Here is a 24,672-nt window from a genome sequence, read left to right as displayed (position 1 = left end):
TTCTCGGTGGGACGGTGCCGAGGGTGGTCAGCGGGCAAGGTGGCGGTACTGCCTCCGCACGTCGTTCGCGGAGACCACACTGTCGAGGAACATCAGGCCGTCCATCCGGCAGTCACACGGGTTGCGTTCCAGGGTGTCCTGGGGAAAGCTGCCGCCGATCTTGATGCCCCGGGGGTCGGACGCCGTGGTGACGTGCGGGCCGGGCCCGGACACCAGCCACGGGTCGTCGGTACGGGTGTAGAAGCCGTCCACCGGTTCGCCGTTGCGGTAGAGGGCGAGCGCGCCGGTGCCGAAGTCGAAGGTGGCGGCCAGGTGCACCCACTCCCCCACCGGCAGCAGTTCGCGCCAGTCCTGGGTGGCGGCGAAGGTCTGCGAGTTGCCGCCGTCGAGCCGCCGGCCGAGCGCGACGAGACGCAACTCCCCGTCGACGTCGATCAGCTCCAGCAGGGCGCGGACGCCGTGGCCGTCGGAGTCACCGGTCAGCACTCCGGCCAGCCCGATGGCGTTGTAGCGGTCGTCCGGGTCGGCGGTGGTGGAGTTGGGCAACGGGCTGTCCATGTTCAGCTTGAACCAGCCCATGACGGTGGTGCCCGCGGTGGCGTTGAAGGCGCGCAGCGTCCGCACCCCGCTGGCCGACCAGGTGCCGGCCTTCCAGTCGTCGTTGCCGGCGACGGTGGGGGCGACCTGCCGGGTCTGCACCGCGTTGCGGCTGCCCCGGTAGGCGCGGTCCGGCACCCGCATGGCGGCACCGCCGTTGATCAGCTCGATCTCGGTGCCGGAACGTCCCTGGTCGCGTTCCAGGGCGGGGTCGCCGGGCACCGGATGGTCGAAGTCGTACGCGGCGACCAGGTGCGCGCGCAGCGCCGGGTGGACGTCGTGCGTGGGGCTTCGATCCGCCTGCGCCGGTGGCGTACCGGCGCCGGTCAGTGCGCCGATCGCCAGGAGGGAGACGGCCGCTCGTCGGGCCCTGGACATGGCTGTCACCTCGTTTCGCGGCATGCCGGATGCCGGTCACGTGAGCGCTTACGAAAGCGCTTACGTACCCTAGGCTTCGATCAATGTCGCTCGCAATAGATCGGGAGACATGGATGTTTCCGGAGGGTTGCGGATGCCCAGGGCCAGCCAGCGGCCGCGCCTCGTGGACGTCGCCGAACACGCCGCCGTCTCGCTGGCGACCGCCTCCCGCGCGCTCGCCGGCCGGGCCGGGGTCAGCGCCGAGGTGGCCGACCGGATCCGGCGGATCGCCCGCGAGCTGGGCTACGTGGCCAACCCGTACGCCCGCACCCTGGCCAGCGGGGCCATCTCCACGGTGGGGCTGATCGTCCATCAGGTCGACGACCCGTACTTCTCCGAGATCGCCGCCGGGGTCATCCAGCTCGCCGCCGAGCAGGGGCTGCTGGTGCAGATCTGCCAGTCCGGCCGCGACCCCGGCTACGAACTGCAACAGCTGCGCCACCTGATCGCCCAGCGGGTCGGCATCGTCCTGATCGGCGGCTCCGGCTACGACGACCCACGGATGGAGAGCGCGGCCCGCGCCGAGCTGGCCGCGTTCCAGGACCACGGCGGACGGGCCGCGGCCATCGGACGGCACGCGCTCGGCGTCGACGCCGTCCTGCCGGACAACGAGGCCGGCGGCCACGCGCTCGCCCAGCACCTGATGGATCTCGGCCACCGGCGCATCGCGGTCGCCGCGGGCAGCGCCAGCCTCACCACGGTCGCCGACCGGCTGGCCGGGGTCTCGTCGGCGCTGCGCCAGCGCGGGCGGTCCCCCGCCGACCTCGTCGTCGTGCACAGCGACTTCACCCGCGGTGGGGGGCGCGCCGCCGCCGAACAGATCCTCAACGAGCATCCGGAGACGACCGCGATCATCGCGCTCAACGACGCGATGGCCATGGGTGTGCTGTCGACGCTGCGGTCCCGTCGCGTGCCGGTGCCCGCGCGGATGTCCGTGGTCGGCTTCGACGACGTCTCCGTGGCGGCCGACCTCGCACCCAGCCTCACCACCATCCGCCTGCCGATGACCGAGATGGGCCGCACGGCACTCACCCTCGCGCTCAAGCCGCGCACGACCCGCCCCCGCCGCCGTCCCACCGGGCACCTGCTGGTCGTCCGCGACTCGACCGGGCCGGCGCCGAGGACCTGACCGGCAACGGCGATGCGGCGGCACGACGGCTCGACTTCTGGCACGGTCGAGGGAGCCCACGCACACCGTGCCTGACGCGTCAGGAGAGGTCATGGCCGACATCGCTGTACAGCACCGGACGGTCGAGGTCGACGGCATCACGATCTTCTATCGCGAAGCCGGTCCCGCCGACGCGCCCGTCGTGCTGCTGCCACACGGGTACCCGTCGTCGTCGTTCCAGTTTCGCCACCTGCTGCCCGCGCTGGCCGATCGCTGGCGCGCCATCGCACCCGACTACCCCGGCTTCGGCTACAGCGACCTGCCCGACCCCAGCCGGTTCGCGTACACCTTCGACGCCCACGCCGCCCTGCTCCAACGTTTCGTCGACGCACTGGGGCTCACCCGATACGTGATCTACCTCCAGGACTACGGCAGCCAGTTCGGGTTGCGGCTGGCGATGGCCGCGCCGCAGCGGGTCGCCGGCCTCGTCATTCAGAACGGCGACATCTACCCCGACCAGCACGGGCCCAAGTACGAGCCGCTGAAGCGGTTCTGGCGTGACCCGACCGACGAGGGCCGGGACGAGTTGGCGGCCGCGATCGACGAGGAGGGCTTCCGGAGTGAGTTTCTGGGCGAGCTGCCGGACCGGCTGACCGACCGGGTCAGCCCCGACCTGTGGCGGCTCTCGGGTGCGCTGGTCACGGAACCCCGGCGGCGTGACGCCTGGCTGCGCCTCCTCGCCGACCAGGGCAGCACCGTCGCCTGGTTCCCCCGCCAGCAGGAGTACCTGCGTACCCACCGGCCGCCCACACTGATCGTGTGGGGACCGCACGACGGCTACATGCCGGAGGGGGCGGCCCGCGCGTACCTGCGGGACCTGCCCGACGCCGAGCTGCACCTGCTCGACGGCGGGCACTGGCTGCTCGAGACAAACCTCGACGAGGTCGTCCGGCTGGTCCGTGACTTCCTCGACCGCGTCCAGCCCTGATCGCGGGCGCGCCGATCAGACCGCCAGGGCCGCCCGGACCTCCCGCTCCGCTGTGACACCCCCGTCGCCGTGCGAGGTGACCCGGCCGGACTCCAGCACGTGGTAACGGTCCGCCACCCGCAGCGCGAAGCCCAGGTGCTGCTCGACGAGGAGCACACTGAACCCGGACTGCCGGGTCAGCTCGACGATCCGCTCCTGGATCTCCGCGACCACCGACGGCTGGATGCCCTCGGTCGGCTCGTCGAGCATCAGCAGTCGCGGCCGGGTGATCAGGGCCCGGGCGATGGCCAACTGCTGGCGCTGACCGCCGGAGAGCAGCCCGGCCCGACGCCGCAGCAGCGGGCGCAGCGCCGGAAACAGGTCCAGCACCTCCGCGGTGGCCACCGCCCCGTCGCGCCGGCCGTCGGCGACCAGCCGCAGGTTCTCCGCCGCGGTCAGGTGCGGAAAGCACTGCTGGCCCTGCGGGACGTACGCCATCCCCCGCGCCACCCGCTCGTGCGGCCCGGCGCGGGTGACGTCCTCACCGTCCAGCTCGACGGTGCCGGCGCTCGGACGCAGCAGCCCGGCCGCGACCCGCAGCAGGGTGCTCTTGCCGGCGCCGTTGTGCCCGAGTACGGCGGCCACCCCGTCGGGCGGGACCGCGAGATCAACTCCGTGCAGCACCCGCGAACGCCCGTATCCGGCGTGCACCCCGCGCAGCGTCAACATCATGCCTCCTGAGGGGTGCGGGCCGACCCGGCGTCGACCGGGTGGCCAAGGTAGACCTCCTGCACCCGCGGGTCCGCCTGAACCTGCGCCACCGTGCCCTCGCTGAGCACCCGGCCGGCGTGCAGCACGGTGACGCTGCGCGCGAACCGACGCAGGAAATCCATGTCGTGCTCGATCACAACGACCGTGCGGTCCCGGCTCACCGTCTCCAACAGGGCGCCGGTGGCGTCGCGTTCCTCGTGGCTCATCCCGGCGACCGGTTCGTCCAGCAGCAGCAGCCGCGCGTCCTGCACCAGCAGCATGCCGATCTCCAGCCACTGCTTCTGACCGTGCGCGAGCGTCCCGGCGAGGTGCGCGGACCGCTCGGCCAGACCGATGGTCTCCAGTGCGGCGGCGATCTCGTCGGGGACGCCCCGGCGGCGGCGGGCCAGGGTCGCCCAGCTGCGCCGGGCGCCCGCCGCGATGTCGAGGTTCTGCAACACCGACAGCTCCTCGAAGACCGTCGAGGTCTGGAAGGTCCGGCCGATGCCGAGCCGGCTGATCCGGTGCACCGGCCGGCCGAGCAGTTCCTCGTCACCGAACCGGACCGAGCCGGTGGCCCGGACCAGGCCAGTGATCGCGTCGACCAGGGTGGTCTTGCCGGCGCCGTTCGGCCCGATCAGGAACCGGATGTCGCCGGCGGGCACCTCCAGCGAGACGCCGTCGACGGCGGTGAAACCGTCGAAGCTGACCCGTACGTCACGGACGGACAACCCGTCCAACCGCTCGCCGCTCATGCCGCCGGCACCTCCGTCCGCTCGACCCGTCGTCGGCCCAGCGACAACCACCCACGGCGCGGCGACCGCTCGCCGACGTCGCGGCGGCGGGCCAACGCCCACAGCGACGCCAGGCCGCCGGGAAGGAACGCCACCACGACCACGAAGAGCAACCCTTGCAGGTACGTCCAGGTGCCCGGGAAACGCTCGGAGAGAGCGGTACGCGCCCAGGCCACCGCCACCGCGCCGAGCACCGGCCCGAGCAGGGTCGCCCGGCCGCCCACCGCGACGCCGATGACGAACTCGATCGACGGGACGATGCCGATCAGCGCGGGCGAGATGATGCCCACCGCCGGCACGAACAGCGCACCGGCCAGCCCGGCCATGCCCGCCGCGACCACGTACGCCACCAGCTTCACCGACGCCGGGTCGTAGCCCAGGAAGCGGACCCGCTCCTCACCGTCGCGCACCGCCACCAGCAGCTCGCCGTAGCGGCTGTGGATGAGCTGGCGGGCCAACGCGAGCAACGCCAGCAGCGTCCCGGCGATGATGAAGTACACCATCCGCTGGTTGACCGGGTCGTCCAGGTCGTAGCCGAAGAAGCCCTTGATGTCGGTGAGCCCGTTGGTGCCGCCCGTGGTGCCCTGCTGACCGATCAGCAGGATCACCATGGCGGCGGCGAGCGCCTGACTGAGGATGGCGAAGTACGCGCCGCGGACCCGACGGCGGAAGACCAGCGAGCCGAGCCCGAAGGCGACCGCCATCGGCAGCAGCACCGTGGCGGGCAGCGCGAACCACGGGCTGGCGAACGGCCGCCACCACAGCGGCAGCTCGTCGAGTTGCCCGTACAGCTGCATGAAGTCGGGCATCCCACCCGGGCCCGCGTCGGCGAGCTTGAGGTGCATGGCCATCGCGTAGCCGCCGAGGCCGAAGAAGACGCCCTGGCCCAGGGTGAGCATCCCGCCCCGACCCCAGGCGATCCCGATGCCGACCGCGACCATGGCGACGCAGAGGTACTTGGCAAGCAACGCCAGCCGAAAGTCCGACAGCACCAGCGGGGCGACGGCGAACAGCAGCGCCGCGCCGAAGGCGAAGCCGGCCAGGGTCCGCAGCCGCGAGCGGCCGGCCGGGCGGCCCGGTGGTACGACGTCGACAGCCGCCGGATCGACGGCGGTGCTGGGCGGCGCGGGGGTGACGGCGGTCATGCGAGGCTCCTGGTCCGCAGGGTGAACAGGCCCTGTGGCCGCCACTGGAGGAACGCGACGATCGCCACGAACACGATCACCTTGGCGACGCTGAGGGTGGTCAGGTACTCCCCGGTGGCCTGGAGCACGCCGAGGGCGAAGGCGACGATCACACTGCCCTTGAGCTGGCCGATCCCGCCGACCACGACGACCAGGAAGGCGTCGATGATCAGGTTGGTGCCCATGGTCGGGCCGATCGGGCCGAGCAGGGTGAGGGCCACCCCGGCGAGCCCGGCCAGGCCGGAGCCGAGGAAGAAGGTCGTCCGGTCGACCCGGGAGGTGGCGACGCCAGACACGGCGGCGAGGTCGCGGTTCTGCACCACCGCGCGGATACGACGCCCGAGCGGGGTGAGCCGCAGCGCCAGGGTGAGCGCCGCGACGGCGGCCAGCGCCAGGGTGAGGATGAACAGCCGGTTGTTGGCGATGGTCAGCCCACCGGGCAGCGCCACGTTGCCGGTGAGCAGCTCGGGCGCGCGGGTCTGCACGTTCGGGCTGCCGAAGATGTCCCGGGCCAGTTGCTGCAAGATCAACGACACACCCCAGGTGACCAGCAGGGTGTCCAGTGGCCGGGCGTAGAGCCGGCGGATGAGCAGCACCTCCAGCAGGACACCCATGGTGCCGGCGACCACGAACGCCACCGGCAGCGCGACCGCCAGCGACAGGCCGGCGCCGGTGATGCTCTGTTGCAGCACGTAGGTGGTGTACGCGCCGGCCATGATGAACTCACCGTGCGCCATGTTGATCACGTTCATCTGGCCGAAGGTCAGCGCGAGGCCGAGCGCGATGAGCAGCAGCACCGCGCCGATGCTGATGCCCGTGAAGAGTTGACCGAAGAGGACTGTCACGGTGGGTACTCCGAACTGCTGGTCGGGTGGCCCGGGCGGAGCGCGGCAACGCGATCCGCCCGGGCCGGCATCGTCAGCTCAGGCCGCTCGCCCACGGGTAGGTCTTGAGGAACGGGTCCGGCGCGACCGGCTTGCCGGAGTTCCACACCTCGGTGATCAGACCGTCCGCGCCGATCTTGCCGATCCGGGCGGTCTTGGCGATGTGCTGGGTCTTGCCGTCGACGGTGACCAGACCCTCCGGCGCGTCGAAGGTGATCCCGTCCGCGGCGGCGCGGACCTTCTCCACGTCGAAGGCGCCGGCCTTCTCGACCATCGCCTTCCACAGGTGGACGCCGACGTAGGCAGCTTCCATCGGATCGCTGGTCGGCTTGTCCGCGCCGTACTTCGCCTTGTACGCGGCCACGAACTTCGAGTTGGCCGCGCCCGGGGTGGTCTGGTAGTAGTTCCAGGCCGTCAGTTGGCCCTCCAGGTACTGGGTGCCGATGCCCTTGACCTCTTCCTCGGCGATCGACACCGACACCACCGGCATGGCGGCGGCGGTCAGGCCCGCCGACTTGTATTCCTTGAAGAAGGCCACGTTGCTGTCACCGTTGAGCGTGTTGAACACCGCGTCCGCGCCGGAGGATTTGACCTTGTTGACGATGGTGCCGAACTCGGTGGAGCCCAGCGGCGCGTAATCCTCACCCAACACGGTCATCCCGTTCGCGGTCGCGTACGCCTTGATGATTTTGTTGGCGGTCCGGGGAAAGACGTAGTCACTACCGACCAGATAGACCGACTTCGCGCCCTGGGACTTGAGGTAGTCGAGCCCGGGAACGATCTGCTGGTTGGTCGTCGCTCCGGTGTAGAAGATGTAGGGCGACTGCTCCAGACCCTCGTACTGCACGGGGTAGAACAGCAACGCCTTGTTCTTCTCGAACACCGGCTTGACCGCCTTGCGGCTGGCTGACGTCCAACAGCCGAAGACGGCGGCCACCCGGTCCTCGGAGATGAGCTTCTCGGCCTTCTCGGCGAAGGTGGGCCAGTCCGAGGCTCCGTCCTCACCGACCGGCTGGATCTTCTTGCCGAGCACACCGCCGGCCGCGTTGATCTCCTCGACGGCGAGCATGATGGCGTCGCGGACGGTGACCTCGCTGATCGCCATGGTCCCGGAGAGCGAGTTGAGCAGGCCCACCTTGACGGTGTCGCCGGAGACGTCGGCGGTGACGCCGGTCGCGCCACCCTCGTCGGTGGTCTTGCTGCCGCACGCGGTCATCGCGGCCGCGGCGACCAGGGTCATGGCACCCGCCAGGATGCGGCGGCCCCGGAATAATGACATCTACTCTCCCTGCGGTGCACTCAAGTGGTGAAAGGACGGTCGGTGCGGTCCGATGGAGCTGACGTGGACGATGCCGAGGTCGACGGGTGGACGCCGCCCAGGGCACCGGATCGGATATGGGCAGGGAAAGCGTCGACCGGCATGATTGCGCGGGTGTTTCCCAGTCCTTAATTGACTGTTTCCGAGGGGCCGTCGAGGCGCGCACGAAAAACGGCCGACACCGTTGGGGAGGAAACGGTGCCGGCCGTTCGGAAAGACGCAGAATAAGTGCCACCACAATGGTCGGCGGACGAATCCGTCGACGGTGGGCACACAATGGCGAGATCCGACCCCGTGGCCAGATACTTCACGCAGGAAGCATCTTAGGACGGGATCGGGTGGCGCTGTCAAGAGGCCGGCGGGTCGACCATCGGCCCCGGGGTTCAGAGCTGGGCGAGCACGGTGAAGTCGAGCCCGTCGGCCTCGGCCAGGTAGATGCGCTGACGCACGTGCCGCTGACGCAGCCGCAACCGCCCACGCGGCCCGTGGTAGGCGACCGTGTCGGCGGCCGTCTCGATGGCCCGTACGTCGAGGGTGCGGGCCTGACCGATCAGCGCGGCGAGCAGCATGACACCCTCGTAACAGGACTCCCCCAGGCTGCCCAGCGGCGGCGCCTCCACCCCGAAGCGCCGGGCGAACTCGCCGTGGAAGTCGAGGTTCTCCTGGGTCACCAGCCCGGCGAAGAAGCCCGCCGTGCTGTACAACCGCCGGGTCGCGCCGGCACCGCTGGCCAGCAGCATGTTCTCGTCCATCAGGGTGCTCAGCCGCAGGCAGCGCTGGTCCAGGCCGGATCGGGCGAACGCGCGGTTGAACCGCACCGCGTCGGCACCGACCAGCAGCATCAACACCGCGTCCGCGTCACTGTGCTCGATGCGGCGCATCACCTCGGTGAAGTCGTGCGCGTCCAACGGCAGGAAGTGCCGGCCCACCACCTGTCCACCGCCGCGCAGCGCGTACCGCTGGGCCGCCTGCGACGTACGGCGCGGCCACACATAGTCGTTGCCCACCACGAACCAGCGACGCACGCCCTGCTCCCCGGCGAGCAGCCGCATCGCGGGCCACAGTTGGGCATCCGGCGTCTCGCTGGTCAGGAAGACCCCTTCGGTGCGTTCACCGCCCTCGTAGAGTGCGGTGTAGACGTACGGCACCCGGTGCGCGACGCGGGGCGCCAACGCCTGGCGGACCGAGGAGATGTGCCACCCCGTCACCCCCTGCACGGCCCCCACCGACACCAACGCCTCGACCTCCGCGGCCACCTCGGCCGGCGGTGCGCCACCGTCGACCGGCACCAGCCGCACCTCCCGGCCGAGCACCCCACCGCACCGATTGATCTCCTCCACCGCGAGCTGCGCGCAGAGCTCGCAGGTGGGGCCGAACATGCCGGCCGGTCCGCGCATCGGGTAGACCAGCGCGATGCTGACCACGGCACGGTCGACGGTCAGCCACGGCGGTGCCGGCGCGGACATGAGCACATGATTGCCCGGCCCACGACGGAAGACCAGCGCTCACCACTGACCGGGACGACTCGCTACCATGACAGGGCCACCGGACCAGGGAGTTTCATGTCAGACGTGCCCGGGGCGCCAGCCGACCTGCTGCGCTCGCTCACCCGCGCCGAACGGCTGCTCTCCCGCCGGCTGGGCGCCATACTGGCCGACGACGCGCTGAGCATCGAGGCGTGGCGGGTGCTCTGCCTGCTCGCCGACGGCCAGGGCCATCCAATGAGCGAGGTGTCCGCCGAGGCGTCGCTTCCACCGGGCACCCTCACCAAGCTGGTCGACCAGCTCGTCGACCGCAACCTCGTCTTCCGCCGGATCGATCCGGTCGACCGCCGACGAATTCGGGCGTACCTGACCGCCCGGGGCCGCCGCGAGCACGCCCGCCTGGACGAGCGGGTCCGCGCCAGCATCGCCGAGCTAGGCATCGCCGAGCTAGGCATCGCCGAGCTGGGCATCGCCGAGCCGGGCACCGCGGAGAGCAGCCAGCCGGGTGGGCCACCGGCCACCGACCTGGTGAGTCAGCTCGACGACCTGATCGGCCGCCTTGACCCTGCCCGCCGCGACGATCGCGCCAGCCGCCACGACGCCGCCCGCCGCGACGATCGCGTCGATGCCGGCGCCACCGGTGGCCCTCACCGCTGACTCTCCTCAGCAGCGCGCAGCGACTGCGCGGCGATCGCCTCGCTGAAAGACGCGGGACGGGCTGGTCTACCAGTGCGTGGGGTGGGGCTGGACCGGCATGTGCCCGGGCTGCTCCAGAGAACGTTCCCCGGAGAGCGATATAGCTGTGAGGTATAGATATGATTCACAGGTATATCGCTTATGAGCGAGAGCGCCGCCCGGCGGACCGCACCGCGTGGTCAGCAACCCCAGAGCCAGTGGACACCGCGGAAACCATCGACCTGCGGCAACGACACCACCACGGCAACCGACACCAGCGGCACGGCCAACACCGCGGAGCAGCCGACACGGCCCGTGGCCAGCACCGCCGCGACCAGCACTGCGGTGACCAGCACCGCCGAGACCGGCACCGCGAAGACCGGCGTCGCGGTGACCAGCACCGGTGCTGCTAGGCCGTGAGGTGGACGCGCAAGGTGTGCGCGTCGGGAGCGGTGGCGGTCCACAGGGTCGCCGGACCGCCGGCCAACGGCAGCCGGGCGACGCTGCCATCGACTGCCGGAGGCTCGGCGGGTTGCGACGGGTCGACCACCAGCAGCGACCCGGCGGCCGGGGCGCCGTCGAGCACCGCCGGGCCGGCCCAGCCCGGCGCCTGCGGTCCCACCGCAAGGGACTGGCGCAACAGTGGTCGACCCGCGTAGTCGACCTGGGTGTGCACGACGGCACCGCCGGGCGCCTCGCCGTACCGGCCGCAGATCAGCTCGTCGCGCCACCGCAGGTGTGCACCGGCGGCCAGCTCGATCCGGGACTCGGCGAGGTGCGCGCAGCCGGCTGCGGCGACCAACTGTTCCGGAAGCCAGTGCAGCGTGGCACCTTCGTGGACCACCGCCCGCACCACCATCCGGGAGACGGCACCCGCCCGACCGGGCAAGGCGATCGACGCGGCGACGCTGTGCACCCGGACCGCCGCACCCGGGCCCACCTCGATCTCCAGGCGCAGATCGTCCCCGGCGAGCGGTCCGGCCGCCCCACCGACGAGGTGCACCGTGGCGACACCGCCGTCGGTCGGGGTCTGGCGCAACAGCAACGGCGTTTCGCCGTGCAGCTCGACCAGGGCCGTGCCGCCCCGACCGTCGGCCTGGGCGACCAGCCGGGCGCGCGCTCGCATCAGGCCGGACCGACCGGCACGGCGAGCGGGTGCACGGCGGCGTGGTGGGCCAACTCGTGCCGGATCCAGGCCGCGACCGACGATGCGGTGGGATCCCCCACGATGGACAGGAAGAGGGTCGGAAGGTCGCCGCGCCGGGCCCGCGCGTCACGGTCCATGACGGCGAGGTCGGCACCCACCATCGGCGCCAGGTCGGTCTTGTTGATCACGAGAAGGTCGGCGGCGGTGACCCCTGGGCCGCCCTTGCGGGGCACCTTGTCCCCGCCCGCCACGTCGACCACGAAAATCTGCCGGTCGACCAGCCCTCGGCTGAAGGTCGCGGTCAGGTTGTCCCCACCGCTCTCCACGAGGACCAGGTCCAGCGGGCCGATCGCCTCGGCCAGTTCGTCAACAGCGTCCAGATTGGCGCCGATGTCGTCGCGGATCGCGGTGTGCGGGCAGCAACCGGTCTCCACCGCGCGGATCCGGGCCGGGTCCAGCACTCCGGCCCGGCGGAGGAAGTCGGCGTCCTCGGTCGTGTAGATGTCGTTGGTCACCACGCCAAGCCGCAACTCGTCGGCGAAGGCACGGCAGAGCGCGGCCACCAGGGCCGTCTTGCCGGACCCGACCGGGCCGCCGATGCCGATCCGCAGGGCACGGCCGGCGCGCGCCAGCGGCGGATGGGGGTCCACCCCCGGCTCCGGATGGGTGTGCGGGATGGTCTCGTCGTGGGGTGGGGTGGCCGGCGGTGGCATGGTCGGTTCGACGGCGGGCACAGCGCTCGGCACAACGGTGTCAGGACGCAAAGAGACGCACCTCCCAGGTGGCATGGTTTTCGGCATGGATGTCGGCGAGTGGAGCGGCGGCGGCCGGCAGCCGCTCCGGGGGATCGTCGGCGGCCCGCGCCGCGTCGGCGGCCGTGCCGTCGCAGGCGTCGGCCAGGCCGACCAGCACGGCCTGGACCTGGTACGGGTCGAGGCCGAGCAGACGTACGCCGGCGCTGGCCGCCCCGGTCAGCGTCCCGTACGCGGCGATCGTGGCGGTCTCGACGCGGGACAACCCGGCCGCGGCGCAGAGCAGCCCGAGCACCAGCGGTTGGTGTGCGCCACCGCGCGTCGCGGGCAGGTCGGCGAACGGGGCGTCCGGCCAGATGGTCCGGCCGGCACGCAGCAGCGCCCGGCCCTGTCGGCGCGAGACCATCCGCAACGCCGGGGCGGCGGTCCGCGCGTCCAGCTCCGCGTCGAGCCGAGCCAGCGCCCTCGACCGAGCGGCGGACCCAGCCGGCGCGTCCGACGGAGCAGCGGACTCGGCCGACGCGTCCGACCGTCGGGCGGACCGGGTCGGGCCGATGGTCGCGGGCACCGCCGCCCGGTGCGCGGCCGCCGCGAACGCCGCGCCGACCAGACCGGCGGTGGCCAACCGTCCGACCAGGAACGCCTCCAACGAGGCCAGGTCGGTGACCCGGCCGGCGGCGACGGCCGCCTCCAGACCACCGGAGTGCGCGTGCGCCCCGGCCGGGAAGCGCCCGTCGGCCAACAGCAACAGCAGGCTCGGCGTCGCCATCAGAACAGGAAGTACCGCTGGGCCATCGGCAGACGGGTCACCGGGTCCGGCTCCACCACCTGCCCGTCGATGCGCACGGTGAAGGTGTCCGGGTCCACCTCGATGCGCGGCATCGCGTTGTTCTCCGGCAGGTCGGCCTTGCCCCGCGACCGCACGTCGCTCACCGGCACCACCCGACGTCGCACGTCCAGGCGGAGTCCGGCGTCCAGGGCCGCCGGGGCCACGAAGGCCAGGCTGATGGCCGCCGCCGCCGCGCCGTACGCCCCGAACATCGGCCTCGGCAGCATCGGCTGCGGTGTCGGGATCGAGGCGTTGGCGTCACCCATCTGGGCGTACGCGATCATGCCGCCCTTGATCACCAGGTGCGGCCGGACGCCGAAGAACGCCGGGTCCCAGAGCACCAGGTCGGCGAGCTTGCCCGGCTCGACCGAGCCGATCTCCCGTTCCAGCCCGTTGGCCATCGCCGCGCAGATGGTGTACTTCGCCACGTACCGCCGGGCCCGGTGGTTATCGGCGGCCCCGTCACCCGGCAGCGCGCCGACCCGGTCCTTCATCACGTGGGCGCTCTGCCAGGTCCGCATGATCACCTCGCCGACCCGGCCCATCGCCTGCGCGTCGGAACCGATGATCGAGATGGCGCCGAGGTCGTGCAGCAGGTCCTCGGCGGCCATCGTGGACGGTCGGATCCGGCTCTCGGCGAACGCCAGGTCCTCCGGCACGGAGGGGTTGAGGTGGTGGCAGACCATCAACATGTCCAGGTGCTCGGCCAGGGTGTTGGCGGTGTACGGCCGGGTCGGGTTGGTCGACGACGGCAACACGTTCGGTTCGCTGGCCACGGTGACGATGTCCGGCGCGTGCCCGCCACCGGCCCCCTCGGTGTGGTACGAGTGGATGGCCCGCCCACCGATCGCCCGCAGGGTGTCGGCGACGAACCCGGCCTCGTTGAGCGTGTCGGTGTGGATCGACACCTGGACCCCGGACGCGTCCGCCACCCGCAGGCAGGCGTCGATCGCCGCAGGCGTGGTGCCCCAGTCCTCGTGCAGCTTGAAACCGCCCGCACCGGCCCGCAACTGTTCCCACAGCGCCTCGCTGGAGACGGTGTTGCCCTTACCGAGCAGCAGCACGTTGACCGGCATGGTGTCCAGCGCCTCGTGCATCCGGGCCAAGTGCCAGGCGTTCGGGGTGACCGTGGTCGCGCGGGTCCCCTCGGCCGGCCCGGTGCCGCCGCCGACCATCGTGGTGATGCCGCTGGCCAGCGCCTCGGTGACGATCTGCGGGCAGATGAAGTGCACGTGGGTGTCGACCGCGCCGGCGGTGAGGATCCGCCCGTTGCCGGCGATCACCTCGGTCGACGGGCCGATGACCAGGTCAGGGTGGACACCGGGCATGGTGTCCGGGTTGCCGGCCCGGCCGAGCGCCACGATGCGTCCGTCGCGCAGCCCCACGTCGGCCTTCACCACGCCCCAGTGGTCGAGCACCACCGCGCCGGTGATGACGGTGTCCAGTGCCCCCTCGGCGCGGGTGGCACGGGCCTGCCCCATCGATTCGCGGATCACCTTCCCGCCGCCGAAGACCGCCTCGTCGCCGCCCACGCAGTGGTCGGTCTCCACCTCGATCAGCAGGTTGGTGTCGGCCAGCCGGATCCGGTCACCGGTCGTCGGCCCGTACAGGTCGATGTAGCGGTCCCGCCGCACGGCGCTCACCGCGGCGACCCGTCGGCCGTGACCGTGTGCGGTGACGGGTCCAACGGTCCCGCGCACTCTCCGCGCAGACCCGGCACGATCCGTGCGCCGCCGAGCGGTACGAGGTCGATGCTGCGGCTGATGCCCGGCTCGAACCGGACGGAGGTGCCCGCCGGAACGGCGAGCCGTTGCCCCCAGGCCGCGCCCCGGTCGAACGACAGCGCCGGGTTGGCCTCGGCGAAGTGGTAGTGCGAGCCGACCTGGACCGGGCGGTCGGCGGTGTTGACCACGAGCAGAGTGGTCACCGGACGACCCACGTTGATCTCGACCGGGTCCGCCGCCGGCAGGATCTCCCCGGGGATCACGGGATCGGGTGGTGCACCGTCACCAGCTTGGTGCCGTCCGGGAACGTCGCCTCCACCTGCACCTCCCTCAGCAGCTCGGGGATGCCGTCCTGGACGTCGTCGCGGCCGAGCACCGTCCGGCCGGCCGACATCAGGTCGACCACCGACCGCCCGTCGCGGGCGCCTTCGAGGAGGAACGCGGTGATCACCGCGACGGCTTCGGGGTAGTTGAGGCGCAGGCCGCGTTCGCGGCGGGCGCGGGCGACGTCGGCCGCGACGTGGACGAGCAGGCGGTCCTGTTCGTGCGGGCTGAGGAACACGGGGCTCTCCCGGTGGGTCGGCGTGCTCCGGCTCGCCATCGGCTCCACGCGGAGCCGCCCCGGGCAGCAGGACCCGGGGACGAGCTGGGAGTCACACGACCGCCGGGTCACCGCCGACGGGGCGATCCGGGACTCCACCATCCCGGCCCGCACGACGGGCAACCGGCGGTGTCGGGTCGGATGCGGACCGCACCGCCCACCGCTGAGCAGACCGTAGAGGATCGCCACCGGCCGAGGCAACAGTCTCGACGGGGTTGTCCCGGCCGGTGGGTACCGGTGCTTATTCCGGTTCGGGGAGACGCAGGGGATGATCGCCGGATGACGGCGACGAGGGGTACGCGCGCACTGCTCGGTGCTCTGTTCCTGGCGGCGGCCACGGTCGGGGCGTGGATCCTCTGGCTGGGCTGGGACACCCGGTACACGGTCGACGCGCAGACCGGTGCGAGCAGCGGCCCGTACGAGCCGTGGCAGGTGATCGGCTGCGTGGTGACGCTCGTGGTGCTGGCCGCACTCGCCGGGACGCGGCTCAGCCCGTGGCTGGTGGCGCCGGTGATGACGGTGGCGTTCACGGCGGTCTGGTCCTGGCGGGCCGCGTCGACCGACGACAGCGGGTTGTGGGCGGTCGGGGGAATTCTGGTGCTGGTCGGGATGGCGGTCGGCAGCACCCTGGTGAGCCTCGCCGGGCGGCGGATCGGCCGACGGATGGCCGGCCGACCCGCCTGACCGCGGCGGCTGTCGGGGCCGGGCGGGCCCGGTCAGCGGGCCCCGGCGGGCTGCGGCGCGGGCGCACCGGCGAACGGGACGTCGACGTGGTCCGCCGTGCCCCGCGGGCCGTCGGGGTGTCGCCACAGCCCTCGGTCGCGCAGGATCGGCAGCACGCCCTCACCGAACCAGTACGCCTCCTCCAGGTGCGGGTAGCCGGAGAGGATGAACTCGTCGATGCCGAGCGCGTGGTATTCCGCGATCCGGTCGGCGACCTCGGCGTGGCTGCCCACCAGCGCGGTGCCGGCCCCGCCACGGACCAGCCCGACCCCCGCCCACAGGTTGGGGGCGACCTCCAGGCCGTCGCGGGAACCACCGTGCAGGTCGAGCATCCGACGCTGCCCCTCGGACTCGCTGCGGCGCAGCCCCTCCTGCACAGCCCGGATGTCGGTCTCGGAGACCCCGTCGAGCAGGCGCTGGGCCTGCGCCCAGGCATGCTCGGCGGTGTCCCGCACGATGACGTGCAGCCGGACGCCGAAGCGCAGCTCCCGCCCGGCGCGGGCGGCCAGCGCCCGGACCCGCTCCAGTTTGTCGGCGACCAGGGCCGGCGGCTCGCCCCAGGTGAGGTAGACGTCGCTGTGCCGCACCGCCACCGGCAAAGCGGCGGCGGAGGACCCACCGAAGTAGACCGGCGGCACCGGGTCGGGCAGCCGGTGCAGTCGCGCCTGTTCGACGCGGACGTGGGTGCCGTCGTGGTCGACGGTCTCGCCGCGCCACAGCGCGCGTACCACGTGCAGGAACTCGTCGGCGCGCGCGTACCGGGCGTCCTTGTCCAGGAAGTCGCCGTAGGCCCGCTGCTCCTGTGACTCGCCGCCGGTGACCACGTTGAGCAGCAGCCGGCCCTGGGACAGCCGCTGGAAGGTCGAGGCCATCTGGGCGGCGAGCGTGGGGGCCAGCAGCCCGGGCCGGAAGGCGACCAGGAACTTGAGTCGCTCGGTCACCTCGGTGAGCATCGCGGTGCTGAGCCAGGCGTCCTCGCACCAGGCGCCGGTGGGGGTGAGCGCGCCGACGAAGCCGAGTTGCTCGGCGCTGCGGGCGATCTGCCCGAGGTACGCCACGCTGGCCGGGCGGGCGCCTCCGGCGGCACCGGTCGGCACGCCGTGTCCGCCGCCGACGATGTCCCGGCTGTCGCCGTTGGTGGGCAGGAACCAGTGGAAGGTGAGGGTCATCGGGGCTCTTTCCTCCAGCGGGGGCGGTCGGCGCACGCGGCGAGGCGGGTACCTCCTGAGGGGTGGGACGATCCCGACGACAGCCTACCCATAAAACCTATCGGGTTAGTAGGCTACTTCCGGCGCCGACACCTGTCGATGCGCCGCTGTCCGCCTGCCCCGACCCGAGGAGCCGCCATGCACACCCCGTTGACGCGCCGCCCCCCGCATCGCCGCCTCCTGACGGCCGCGCTCACCACCGTGGCGCTGCTCGCCACGGTGGCGGTGAGCGCGTGTGGCGGGCCCGCCGATGCGGGCGGCACCAAGGGCAAGCTCCGGATCGGCTACCAGCGCTTCGGTGGGCTGAGCCTGGTCAAGGCCCGCGGCGCCGCACCGGATGTGGAGTGGTCGCTGTTCGAGAGCGGCCCGGCGCTCACCGAGGCGCTCAAGGCCGGCTCCATCGACATCGGACAGGTCGGCGAGGCGCCGCCCGTCTTCGCCGCCGCCGGGAAGATCCCGTTCTCCATCATCGGCACCTCGGCGCCGATTCCGCAGGGTGAGGCCGTGCTGGTCAAGGCCGACCGGGGCTACCGCAGCTTCGCCGATCTCCGGGGCAGGACGGTGGCCCTCAACAAGGGGTCCAACGTGCACTGGCTGCTGGTCCGGCTGCTGGAGGCGAACAACATGACCCTGAAGGACATCCAGGTCAAGTACCTCAAGCCCGCCGAGGGGCGGCCCGCGTTCGACGGTGGCCAGATCGACGCCTGGGTGATCTGGGATCCGTACTTCGCCCTGGCCGAGCAACCGGGGGTCCAGGTGCTCGCCGACGCGACCGGCCTGGCCAGCAACCGCGAGTACGTCCTGGCCGCGCCGCAGGCGGTCGACAAGCGGTCGGACGAGATCCGGGCGTTCCTCCAGCGCTACCGGGAGGTGACCGACTGGGGCATCGCCCACCCGGAGGAGCGAGCCAGCACCCTCGCGCCGGAGCTGAAGATCCCGCAGGACGTCACCAGCCGCGCCCTGGCCCGCAGCGCCAGACCCCTCGCCCCGGTCACCCCGGCGATCGGCGACGAGCTTCAGGCGATCACCGACGGCTTCATCGCGTTGGAACTCATCCCGGGGCCGGTCGACCTCCGATCCCGGGTCGACGGTCGGTTCAACGAGGTGTTCCAGTGAGTCGTACGACGCTCATCGAGGCGCCCGACGAGGTCACGGCGGCGGCGCCGGTCGTACCCCGTCGTCAGCGGCCGGCCCGGCGCTGGCGGCGGGTGGTGAGCCCGCTGGTGCTGGTGCTGGGCTGGGAGTTGGCCGCACGGACCGGGCTGCTGGCGGCCGAGAAGCTGCCCGCGCCCAGCGACGTGCTGGCCACCGGCTGGCGTTTGAGCCGGGACGGAACACTCGGCATCCACCTACTGGATTCCCTCACCCGGGCCGGGGCGGGCCTACTGATCGGCGGTCTGCTGGCCCTGGCCCTGGGCACCGTGGCCGGGCTGCTGCGCCTCGGTGACGACCTGGTCGACCCGCCGGTGCAGATGGCCCGGATGCTGCCGCACCTCGGGCTGGTCCCGTTGCTGATCATCTGGGTCGGCATCGGCGAATCACTCAAGATCAGCCTGGTGGCTCTGGGCGCGTTCTTCCCTATCTACTTCAACACCTACGCCGGCATCCGGGACATCGACGAGCGGCTGGTGGAGGCGGCCCGTACCTGTGGTCTGGGGCAGGCCGCCCGACTGCGCCACGTGGTGCTGCCCGGGGCGCTGCCGTCCCTCTTCCTCGGCCTGCGGCTGGCGATCGGGGCGGCCTGGCTCAGCCTGGTCGTCGGCGAGCAGGTCAACGCCCAGACCGGGATCGGCTTCCTGATGATGGAGGCGCGGGAGTTCAGCCAGACCGACGTGGTGGTGCTCGGCCTGCTCGTCTACGCCCTGCTCGGGCTGATATCCGACCTTGCGTTGCGCGTCCTGGAGAGGAGGATGTTGACATGGCGTCGCGGACTGCGGGCCACCTGAACGGCGCCGAGCCGGTGCTGACCGCCCACGCGGTGCGCCGGGCGTTCGGGCCGACGGTCGTGCTGGCCGGGGTCGACCTGACCATCGCCCGCGGCGAGGTGGTGGCCCTGCTGGGTGGCAGCGGTTCCGGCAAGAGCACGCTGCTGCGGATTCTCGCCGGGTTGGACGGTGAGGCCAGCGGGACGAGCGTCGTGCACGGCACCGCCGCCGTGGTCTTTCAGGAGCACCGGTTGCTGCCCTGGAAACGCGTGGCGGAGAACGTGGGGCTCGGGCTGTCCGGCGCGGACGGCCCGGGGCGGATCCGCCGGGCGCTGGCCGAGGTCGGGCTCGCCGAGCGGCATCGCGCCTGGCCGGCCGAGTTGTCCGGTGGGCAGGCGCAGCGGGTGGCCGTGGCGCGGGCCCTGGTCCGCGAACCGGACCTGCTGCTGCTCGACGAGCCGTTCGGCGCCCTGGACGCGCTGACCCGACTGCGGATGCAGATCCTGCTGCGGCGGCTGCGCGCCGAGCACGGCTTCGCCGCCCTGCTGGTCACGCACGACGTGGAGGAGGCGCTGCTGCTCGCCGACCGGATCCTGCTCCTCGACGAGGGCCGCATCGCCGCGGAACTCGCCGTCGACCTCGGCCCCACCCGTACGCCGGACGACCCGGCCTTCGGCGCGCTGCGCCGCCACCTGCTCGACCGACTCGGCGTTCCCACCACCTGACGAGCGGAGCTGTGATGACCCGCTGGACCCCCGACCCCACGTTCTACCCCTCGCCCCGGGAGGCGGTGACCGCGCCGGCGGAGAAGCTCGCCTACGTGGCGGCCTTCGACCGGACGGCCAGCCGTCCGGACGCCATCGTGGTGCTGGACACCGACCCCGACTCCCCCGACTACGGCCGGGTCGTCGGCTGGACCGACCTGCCGTACCTCGGTGACGAGCTGCACCACTTCGGCTGGAACGCGTGCAGCAGCGCGCTCTGCCCGACCGCCCCGCACCCGCACGTCGAGCGGCGCTACCTGATCGTGCCCGGCCTGCGGTCGTCCCGCATCCACGTGCTCGACACCCAGCCCGACCCACGCCAGCCGCAGCTGGTCAAGGTGATCGGAGCGGAGGAGCTGGCGAAGCGGGCCGGCTACTCGCGGCCGCACACCGTGCACTGTGGCCCGGACGGCATCTACCTCTCCGCCCTCGGTGGCGCGGACGGCGCGGAGGGCCCGGGTGGCATCGCCATCCTCGACCACACCACGTTCGAGGTACGCGGGGCGTGGGAGGCCGACCGGGGCCCGCAGTTCCTGGCGTACGACGTGTGGTGGCACCTGACCCAGGACGTGCTGGTCACCAGCGAGTGGGGCACGCCGTCGATGATCGAGGACGGCATCATCGGTGAGTTGCTGCTGGGCCGACGCTACGGGCACGCCATCCACTTCTGGGACCTGGCGAAACGCCGGCACGTGCAACGGGTCGACCTCGGCGACCAGTACCAGATGCCGCTGGAGCTGCGGCCGGCACACGACCCGACGAAGTCGTACGGGTTCGTCGGGGTGGTAATCAGCGTCGAGGACCTGTCCGCCTCGATCTGGCTGTGGCACCGCGACGGGGACGCCTGGGCGGTCACCAAGGTGATCGACATCCCGGCCGAGCCGGCCGACCCGGCGGACCTGCCCGACCTGCTCAAGCCGTTCGGTGCGGTGCCGCCGCTGGTGACCGACATCGACCTGTCGGTCGACGACCGGTTCCTCTACGTCTCCTGCTGGGGCACCGGGGAGCTGCGCCAGTACGACGTCAGCGACCCGCTGCACCCGGTGCAGACGGGTTCGGTGCACCTCGGCGGGATCGTCCGTCGGACCGCGCACCCGTCCGCGCCGGACGAGGCGTTGGCCGGTGGCCCGCAGATGGTGGAGGTCAGCCGCGACGGCCGGCGGGTCTACGTCAGCAACTCGCTCTACGGCTCGTGGGACGACCAGTTCTACCCCGACGGGGTGGGCGCCTGGCTGGCCAAGCTCGACGTCGACGTGGACGCCGGTGGGCTCACCCCGGACGAGCGGTTCTTTCCGCACGGGGAGGAGTTCCGGGGCCTGCGGGTGCACCAGACCCGGTTGCAGGGCGGGGACGCCTCCTCCGACTCGTACTGCTATCCGTGACCGTCACCACCCTGGCGACGCTCGCCGCGCTCGGCGCGTTCCATGGTCTGAATCCGGCGATGGGTTGGCTGTTCGCGGTGGCCCGGGGCCTACAGGAGCGCAGCCGGCTGGCGTTGCTGCGCGCCCTGCCGCCGATCGCGGCCGGGCACCTCGCCTCGGTGGCGATCGTCGCCGCGTTGGTCGCCGCGACCCGGTCGGTGACGACGAGCAGCGTCCTCGCGGTGGTCGGCGGTGTGCTGCTGGTCGCCTTCGGGCTGTGGCGGCTGCTCTCCGAGCGGCACTTCCGCTGGGCGGGGATGCGGCTGTCGGCGGCACAGCTCGCCGCCTGGTCGTTCCTGATGTCGTCGGCGCACGGCGCGGGTCTGATGCTGTTGCCGGTGCTGGTGGCCGAGCCGGTGCCCGGGGGTCACTCCGGGCACCTGGCGGCCGCGCCGGTGGGTGCGCTCTCCGGCCTCGCGGCGGCCGGGGTGCACACCGTGGCCATGCTCGGCGTCGCCCTGGCCGTGGCGCTGCTGGTCTACCAGGTGCTCGGGGTCGGCGTGCTGCGTCGGGCCTGGTTCAACGTGGACCGGCTCTGGGCCGGGGTGCTGGTGGCCGCGGGGTTGGTGACGTTGCTGCGGGCGTGAACCGCCCATAGTGGAGGGGGTAGATCTGTGATCCCATGTCGGCATGATCACCCCGACTCCCCTCATGCGCCTGGTGGCCGGTGTGTGGGGGTTCAAGACCCTCGCGGTCGGCGTCGAACTCGGCCTGTTCACCCGGTTGGCCGGCGGGCGGACGATGACCGTCGAGCAGGCCGCCGCCGAGTTCGGGCTGCCCGAACGACCCGCGGACCTGTTGCTGGCCGCCAGCGCGTCGCTCGGCTTGTTGGAGAAGGCCGGCGACGGTTACCGCAACTCCGAGTTGGCCGAGCAGTTCCTGGTCGAGGGTCGCCCGTACTACTTCGGCGCGCAGGTCCGCTACTCGGACCTGCGCACCTACCTGCCCTGGCACCGCATCGGCGAGGCCCTGCGCACGGATCGGCCGTTGACCTGGGACCCGGAGGCCCAACAGTCGATGTTCGACACCGCCGACCCGGAGATGCTGGCGCAGTTCTGGGACGCGATGTTCTCCACGTCCAGCTTCACCGCCAGCGCGTTGGCCGACGCGTACGACTTCTCGGCGCACCGCCGGCTGCTCGACGTCGGCGGCGGGGCGGGCGCGTTCCCGATCGAGTTCTGCCGCCGTCTGCCCGAGCTGCGGGCGACGGTCCTGGATCTGCCGCATGTCTGCGTGCGGGCCCGGGAGCGGATCGCGGAGGCCGGCCTGACCGGGCGGATCGACGAGGTGGGCGGCGACTTCCTCGCCGACCCGGCGCTGCCGGACGGTCACGACGTGATCCTGCTCAGCATGATCCTGCACGACTGGGACGAGCCGACGAACCGGGCGTTGCTGGCCCGGTGCCACGCGGCGTTGCCACCCGGCGGGGCGATCGTCGTCTGTGAACTGCTGCTCAACGACGAACGCACCGGGCCGCCGGAGGCGGCCCTGATGGGGATGAACATGCTGGTCGAGACCGAGGGCGGCCGGAACTACTCGGGCGCCGAGTACGCGGCCTGGCTTACCGACGCCGGCTTCGTCGACGTGCGGACCGTGCCGTTCGACGCGCCGGGCGCCAACGGCGCGGTGGTGGCCCGCCGGGCCTGAGCGCCGGACGACACCCGGCCCCGGTGCGAACCGTGGGCCGGGTGTCGCAGCGCCGTGCTGGCGCTGGCGTCCGATCGGCTACCGGGACGGATCAGGCGCGAGCCTTGGCCGGCTGCTTCATGAAGTCCATGATCGCCTTGTTGACCTCGTCGGGGTGGGTCCACGGGATACCGTGCGGCGCGCCCTTGAGCGTGACGAGCTGGCCGGTCGGCATCATCGGCCCGAGCCGCTGACCGGTCACCGGATACGGCAGCACCCGGTCCTGGTCACCCTGCACGATCAACACCGGAATGTCGACCTTCGGCAGGTCCGGGCGGAAGTCCTCCTGCCAGGCGTCCACACTGTCATGGGTGCCCTTGGCGGACGCCGTCGCGCCGATCTGCCAGTGCGCCCGGTACGCCTCCTCGCTGACCCGCTTGCCCATGTTCTGATCCGGGTTGAAGAACGCGTCACAGAACGACGTCAGGTAGGCGAACCGGTCCTTGATGATGGCGTCCTGGAAGCCCTTGAACAGGCTCCGGTCGACGCCCTCCGGGTTGTCGCTCGCCTTGGCCAGCATCGGCTGCAGCGGGCTGAGCACCACGGCCCGGCTCACTCGCTGGGAGCCATAGTTGCCCAGGTAGCGAATGACCTCGCCGGTGCCCATCGAGTGACCGACCAGGGTCACGTCGCTCAGGTTCAGCTCGGTCATCAGCACGTCCAGGTCCGCCGCGAACGTGTTGTAGTCGTACCCGAACGTCGGCTGGGCGGAGTTGCCGTAACCGCGCCGATCGTAGGTAATCGTCCGGTATCCGGCGTTGAGCAGCTGGGTGGTCACCTTCTCCCAGGTCGCGCCGTTGAACGGGAAGCCGTGGATCAGCACCACCGGCTTACCGGAACCGTGATCCTCGTAGTACAGATCGATGGGCGCGGAGTTTTCCGTCCCCACGGTGATGAAAGGCATGTTTGTCTCCTGCTCCGGTCTCGGGCTGTCGGACGCCCCGCGCTTTCCCGTCGGGTCGCCGGATATGCGGGCCACCGAGGCACCTCGCACGCCCGCCTCCCCATCGACATTTATCAACCCCATCGGTAGGGTCGCCGGTAGAAAAGTTTCGGCGTACGGGAGGTGGGCATGCCTCGACGAAAGCGGGTGAGGGCCGCCGCGTTGGCCATCGGAGCGGCCACGGTCGCGCTGGGCGCCACGCCGGCCCACGCCGACCCGGTGGTGCCGAGGCACGCCATCGTGGTCTGCCAGAGCGCCAGCTTCTACGCCAACTACGACTCGGCCAGCGGGCCCACCGGCCTCAAGCGCACCCTGGTCTACGGCAACAAGATCGGTCACACCCCCGGGGCGCACCCGGTCTACAACGGGTGGGCGGCCTCCTTCGACTTCGGCCCGAACGACTGGGGCTACCTGCGCGCCGAGTGCATCGGCGGGTACGACTCATGGTGATCAGACGTCGCGCCCTCGCCGGCCTGGTCGCCGGGATCGTCGCCGCCACCGTGGCCCTACCGTCCCCCGCGCAGGCCGCCAACGGCACGATCGGGGAGCGGGAGACGGTGTGTGCGAGCGACCTGTTCGTCCGCACCCAGCCCGTCGGCGCCTGGATGGGCACCCTCTACCAGGGTCAGACGTTCCTGGTCGAGGGCCCCCGCAGCGGCGGCTACGTCTACGGCTTCGCCTACGGGCACATCAACCGGCGCGGCTGGGTGCAGGACGGCTGGTTCTGCTGACCGTGCCCGCTGGCGGGTCAGGGGTGTCCTGATCGGGCCG

28 protein-coding genes are annotated in these 24,672 nt (G+C 71.8%); 12 read left to right on the top strand and 16 right to left on the bottom strand.

Annotated elements, in window-relative coordinates; translation table 11 throughout:
* Positions 1–27: 27 nt before the first annotated feature.
* The gene (locus AC5L30_RS01670; protein WP_494864762.1) at positions 28–975 is read right to left on the bottom strand and encodes a LamG-like jellyroll fold domain-containing protein; all 948 of its coding nucleotides are present in this window, start codon (positions 973–975) and stop codon (positions 28–30) included.
* A gap of 109 nt (positions 976–1,084) precedes the next feature.
* On the opposite strand from AC5L30_RS01670, the gene AC5L30_RS01665 reads away from it, so the two are divergent.
* Together AC5L30_RS01665 and AC5L30_RS01660 are read left to right on the top strand one after the other, a co-directional pair.
* Positions 1,085–2,143 carry a LacI family DNA-binding transcriptional regulator gene (locus AC5L30_RS01665; RefSeq protein WP_494864760.1) on the top strand — a complete coding sequence of 353 codons (1,059 nt, stop codon included), beginning with the start codon at positions 1,085–1,087 and terminating at the stop codon, positions 2,141–2,143.
* 91 nt (positions 2,144–2,234) lie between these two features.
* Positions 2,235–3,110 (top strand): alpha/beta fold hydrolase, encoded by an 876-nt coding sequence (locus AC5L30_RS01660; RefSeq protein ID WP_494864758.1) that lies wholly within the window; start codon positions 2,235–2,237, stop codon positions 3,108–3,110.
* 15 nt (positions 3,111–3,125) lie between these two features.
* On the opposite strand, the gene urtE is transcribed toward AC5L30_RS01660, so the two are convergent.
* From urtE to AC5L30_RS01630, 6 genes are all read right to left on the bottom strand, one after another.
* Entirely contained in the window at positions 3,126–3,818 is a 693-nt protein-coding gene (gene urtE / locus AC5L30_RS01655; RefSeq protein WP_112625517.1) for an urea ABC transporter ATP-binding subunit UrtE, read from the bottom strand.
* The gene (gene urtD / locus AC5L30_RS01650; RefSeq protein ID WP_494864756.1) at positions 3,818–4,594 is read right to left on the bottom strand and encodes an urea ABC transporter ATP-binding protein UrtD; all 777 of its coding nucleotides are present in this window, start codon (positions 4,592–4,594) and stop codon (positions 3,818–3,820) included. The genes urtE and urtD overlap by 1 nt, the downstream gene beginning before the upstream one ends.
* Positions 4,591–5,778, bottom strand: coding sequence for an urea ABC transporter permease subunit UrtC (urtC, locus tag AC5L30_RS01645; RefSeq protein ID WP_494864754.1), 1,188 nt, complete (start codon positions 5,776–5,778; stop codon positions 4,591–4,593). The genes urtD and urtC overlap by 4 nt, the downstream gene beginning before the upstream one ends.
* Positions 5,775–6,662 (bottom strand): urea ABC transporter permease subunit UrtB, encoded by an 888-nt coding sequence (gene urtB, locus AC5L30_RS01640; RefSeq protein WP_494864752.1) that lies wholly within the window; start codon positions 6,660–6,662, stop codon positions 5,775–5,777. The genes urtC and urtB overlap by 4 nt, the downstream gene beginning before the upstream one ends.
* Positions 6,663–6,735: 73 nt before the next feature.
* The gene (gene urtA, locus AC5L30_RS01635; RefSeq protein ID WP_494864751.1) at positions 6,736–7,980 is read right to left on the bottom strand and encodes an urea ABC transporter substrate-binding protein; all 1,245 of its coding nucleotides are present in this window, start codon (positions 7,978–7,980) and stop codon (positions 6,736–6,738) included.
* A 422-nt stretch (positions 7,981–8,402) separates the two neighbouring features.
* The gene (locus AC5L30_RS01630; protein ID WP_494864750.1) at positions 8,403–9,485 is read right to left on the bottom strand and encodes a substrate-binding domain-containing protein; all 1,083 of its coding nucleotides are present in this window, start codon (positions 9,483–9,485) and stop codon (positions 8,403–8,405) included.
* Positions 9,486–9,581: 96 nt separating this feature from the next.
* On the opposite strand from AC5L30_RS01630, the gene AC5L30_RS01625 reads away from it, so the two are divergent.
* Entirely contained in the window at positions 9,582–10,160 is a 579-nt protein-coding gene (locus tag AC5L30_RS01625; RefSeq protein WP_494864748.1) for a MarR family winged helix-turn-helix transcriptional regulator, read from the top strand.
* Positions 10,161–10,378: 218 nt separating this feature from the next.
* Here the strand turns inward: AC5L30_RS01625 and AC5L30_RS01620 are convergent, their stop codons facing one another.
* Genes AC5L30_RS01620 through AC5L30_RS01590 form a run of 7 tightly spaced genes read right to left on the bottom strand, consistent with a single transcriptional unit; the run spans position 10,379 to position 15,192 of the window.
* Entirely contained in the window at positions 10,379–10,579 is a 201-nt protein-coding gene (locus AC5L30_RS01620) for a hypothetical protein (protein ID WP_494864747.1), read from the bottom strand.
* A gap of 8 nt (positions 10,580–10,587) precedes the next feature.
* On the bottom strand, positions 10,588–11,304 hold the full coding sequence (locus AC5L30_RS01615; protein ID WP_494864746.1) for an urease accessory protein UreD: 717 nt from the start codon (positions 11,302–11,304) through the stop codon (positions 10,588–10,590).
* Positions 11,304–12,059 carry an urease accessory protein UreG gene (gene ureG / locus AC5L30_RS01610; RefSeq protein ID WP_494864745.1) on the bottom strand — a complete coding sequence of 252 codons (756 nt, stop codon included), beginning with the start codon at positions 12,057–12,059 and terminating at the stop codon, positions 11,304–11,306. The genes AC5L30_RS01615 and ureG overlap by 1 nt, the downstream gene beginning before the upstream one ends.
* Before the next feature lie 19 nt (positions 12,060–12,078).
* A complete protein-coding gene (locus AC5L30_RS01605) occupies positions 12,079–12,846 on the bottom strand; it encodes an urease accessory protein UreF (RefSeq protein ID WP_494864743.1) in 768 nt (255 codons plus the stop codon).
* The gene (locus tag AC5L30_RS01600) at positions 12,846–14,549 is read right to left on the bottom strand and encodes an urease subunit alpha (RefSeq protein ID WP_494864742.1); all 1,704 of its coding nucleotides are present in this window, start codon (positions 14,547–14,549) and stop codon (positions 12,846–12,848) included. The genes AC5L30_RS01605 and AC5L30_RS01600 overlap by 1 nt, the downstream gene beginning before the upstream one ends.
* Positions 14,546–14,893, bottom strand: a complete 348-nt coding sequence (locus AC5L30_RS01595; protein WP_494864740.1) for an urease subunit beta — start codon at positions 14,891–14,893, stop codon at positions 14,546–14,548. Before AC5L30_RS01595 ends, AC5L30_RS01600 begins: the two co-directional genes overlap by 4 nt.
* Positions 14,890–15,192 carry an urease subunit gamma gene (locus AC5L30_RS01590; RefSeq protein WP_091398934.1) on the bottom strand — a complete coding sequence of 101 codons (303 nt, stop codon included), beginning with the start codon at positions 15,190–15,192 and terminating at the stop codon, positions 14,890–14,892. The genes AC5L30_RS01595 and AC5L30_RS01590 overlap by 4 nt, the downstream gene beginning before the upstream one ends.
* A 318-nt stretch (positions 15,193–15,510) precedes the next feature.
* Between AC5L30_RS01590 and AC5L30_RS01585 the strand changes: the two genes are divergently transcribed.
* Positions 15,511–15,915: a hypothetical protein gene (locus AC5L30_RS01585; protein ID WP_494864738.1), complete on the top strand. Its 405-nt coding sequence runs from the start codon at positions 15,511–15,513 to the stop codon at positions 15,913–15,915.
* A 32-nt stretch (positions 15,916–15,947) separates the two neighbouring features.
* Here the strand turns inward: AC5L30_RS01585 and AC5L30_RS01580 are convergent, their stop codons facing one another.
* The gene (locus tag AC5L30_RS01580; protein ID WP_494864736.1) at positions 15,948–17,123 is read right to left on the bottom strand and encodes an LLM class flavin-dependent oxidoreductase; all 1,176 of its coding nucleotides are present in this window, start codon (positions 17,121–17,123) and stop codon (positions 15,948–15,950) included.
* Between the two features lie 177 nt (positions 17,124–17,300).
* Between AC5L30_RS01580 and AC5L30_RS01575 the strand changes: the two genes are divergently transcribed.
* The 6 genes from AC5L30_RS01575 to AC5L30_RS01550 are packed head-to-tail and all read left to right on the top strand — an operon-like array spanning position 17,301 to position 22,919.
* Positions 17,301–18,278: an aliphatic sulfonate ABC transporter substrate-binding protein gene (locus AC5L30_RS01575; protein WP_494864734.1), complete on the top strand. Its 978-nt coding sequence runs from the start codon at positions 17,301–17,303 to the stop codon at positions 18,276–18,278.
* Positions 18,275–19,108 (top strand): ABC transporter permease, encoded by an 834-nt coding sequence (locus AC5L30_RS01570; RefSeq protein WP_494864732.1) that lies wholly within the window; start codon positions 18,275–18,277, stop codon positions 19,106–19,108. The genes AC5L30_RS01575 and AC5L30_RS01570 overlap by 4 nt, the downstream gene beginning before the upstream one ends.
* Positions 19,081–19,812 carry an ABC transporter ATP-binding protein gene (locus tag AC5L30_RS01565; RefSeq protein ID WP_494864730.1) on the top strand — a complete coding sequence of 244 codons (732 nt, stop codon included), beginning with the start codon at positions 19,081–19,083 and terminating at the stop codon, positions 19,810–19,812. Before AC5L30_RS01570 ends, AC5L30_RS01565 begins: the two co-directional genes overlap by 28 nt.
* 14 nt (positions 19,813–19,826) lie before the next feature.
* A complete protein-coding gene (locus AC5L30_RS01560; RefSeq protein ID WP_494864728.1) occupies positions 19,827–21,233 on the top strand; it encodes a selenium-binding family protein in 1,407 nt (468 codons plus the stop codon).
* A complete protein-coding gene (locus tag AC5L30_RS01555; protein WP_494864726.1) occupies positions 21,230–21,859 on the top strand; it encodes a hypothetical protein in 630 nt (209 codons plus the stop codon). Before AC5L30_RS01560 ends, AC5L30_RS01555 begins: the two co-directional genes overlap by 4 nt.
* Positions 21,860–21,902: 43 nt before the next feature.
* Positions 21,903–22,919, top strand: coding sequence for a methyltransferase (locus AC5L30_RS01550; RefSeq protein WP_494864724.1), 1,017 nt, complete (start codon positions 21,903–21,905; stop codon positions 22,917–22,919).
* A gap of 91 nt (positions 22,920–23,010) precedes the next feature.
* On the opposite strand, the gene AC5L30_RS01545 is transcribed toward AC5L30_RS01550, so the two are convergent.
* A complete protein-coding gene (locus AC5L30_RS01545) occupies positions 23,011–23,862 on the bottom strand; it encodes an alpha/beta fold hydrolase (protein WP_494864722.1) in 852 nt (283 codons plus the stop codon).
* Positions 23,863–24,030: 168 nt separating this feature from the next.
* On the opposite strand from AC5L30_RS01545, the gene AC5L30_RS01540 reads away from it, so the two are divergent.
* Both AC5L30_RS01540 and AC5L30_RS01535 read left to right on the top strand, forming a co-directional pair.
* A complete protein-coding gene (locus tag AC5L30_RS01540) occupies positions 24,031–24,351 on the top strand; it encodes a hypothetical protein (RefSeq protein WP_494864720.1) in 321 nt (106 codons plus the stop codon).
* On the top strand, positions 24,345–24,632 hold the full coding sequence (locus AC5L30_RS01535) for a hypothetical protein (protein ID WP_494864718.1): 288 nt from the start codon (positions 24,345–24,347) through the stop codon (positions 24,630–24,632). The genes AC5L30_RS01540 and AC5L30_RS01535 overlap by 7 nt, the downstream gene beginning before the upstream one ends.
* Positions 24,633–24,672 lie beyond the last annotated feature (40 nt).

The organism is Micromonospora sp. BQ32, assembly GCF_059358895.1.
Note: the sequence above shows the minus strand (reverse complement) of the source record. Positions and strands in the feature narration are given on the sequence as shown.

Bases quoted from the DNA above. Each gene is read 5' to 3' on its own strand.
- AC5L30_RS01670 (WP_494864762.1), bottom strand. From the start codon at position 975: ATGTCCAGGGCCCGACGAGCGGCCGTCTCCCTCCTGGCGATCGGCGCA.
- AC5L30_RS01665 (WP_494864760.1), top strand. From the start codon at position 1,085: ATGGATGTTTCCGGAGGGTTGCGGATGCCCAGGGCCAGCCAGCGGCCG.
- AC5L30_RS01660 (WP_494864758.1), top strand. From the start codon at position 2,235: ATGGCCGACATCGCTGTACAGCACCGGACGGTCGAGGTCGACGGCATC.
- urtE (WP_112625517.1), bottom strand. From the start codon at position 3,818: ATGTTGACGCTGCGCGGGGTGCACGCCGGATACGGGCGTTCGCGGGTG.
- urtD (WP_494864756.1), bottom strand. From the start codon at position 4,594: ATGAGCGGCGAGCGGTTGGACGGGTTGTCCGTCCGTGACGTACGGGTC.
- urtC (WP_494864754.1), bottom strand. From the start codon at position 5,778: ATGACCGCCGTCACCCCCGCGCCGCCCAGCACCGCCGTCGATCCGGCG.
- urtA (WP_494864751.1), bottom strand. From the start codon at position 7,980: ATGTCATTATTCCGGGGCCGCCGCATCCTGGCGGGTGCCATGACCCTG.
- AC5L30_RS01630 (WP_494864750.1), bottom strand. From the start codon at position 9,485: ATGTCCGCGCCGGCACCGCCGTGGCTGACCGTCGACCGTGCCGTGGTC.
- AC5L30_RS01625 (WP_494864748.1), top strand. From the start codon at position 9,582: ATGTCAGACGTGCCCGGGGCGCCAGCCGACCTGCTGCGCTCGCTCACC.
- AC5L30_RS01615 (WP_494864746.1), bottom strand. From the start codon at position 11,304: ATGCGAGCGCGCGCCCGGCTGGTCGCCCAGGCCGACGGTCGGGGCGGC.
- AC5L30_RS01605 (WP_494864743.1), bottom strand. From the start codon at position 12,846: ATGGCGACGCCGAGCCTGCTGTTGCTGTTGGCCGACGGGCGCTTCCCG.
- AC5L30_RS01585 (WP_494864738.1), top strand. From the start codon at position 15,511: ATGACGGCGACGAGGGGTACGCGCGCACTGCTCGGTGCTCTGTTCCTG.
- AC5L30_RS01580 (WP_494864736.1), bottom strand. From the start codon at position 17,123: ATGACCCTCACCTTCCACTGGTTCCTGCCCACCAACGGCGACAGCCGG.
- AC5L30_RS01575 (WP_494864734.1), top strand. From the start codon at position 17,301: ATGCACACCCCGTTGACGCGCCGCCCCCCGCATCGCCGCCTCCTGACG.
- AC5L30_RS01565 (WP_494864730.1), top strand. From the start codon at position 19,081: ATGGCGTCGCGGACTGCGGGCCACCTGAACGGCGCCGAGCCGGTGCTG.
- AC5L30_RS01560 (WP_494864728.1), top strand. From the start codon at position 19,827: ATGACCCGCTGGACCCCCGACCCCACGTTCTACCCCTCGCCCCGGGAG.
- AC5L30_RS01550 (WP_494864724.1), top strand. From the start codon at position 21,903: ATGATCACCCCGACTCCCCTCATGCGCCTGGTGGCCGGTGTGTGGGGG.
- AC5L30_RS01545 (WP_494864722.1), bottom strand. From the start codon at position 23,862: ATGCCTTTCATCACCGTGGGGACGGAAAACTCCGCGCCCATCGATCTG.
- AC5L30_RS01540 (WP_494864720.1), top strand. From the start codon at position 24,031: ATGCCTCGACGAAAGCGGGTGAGGGCCGCCGCGTTGGCCATCGGAGCG.
- AC5L30_RS01535 (WP_494864718.1), top strand. From the start codon at position 24,345: ATGGTGATCAGACGTCGCGCCCTCGCCGGCCTGGTCGCCGGGATCGTC.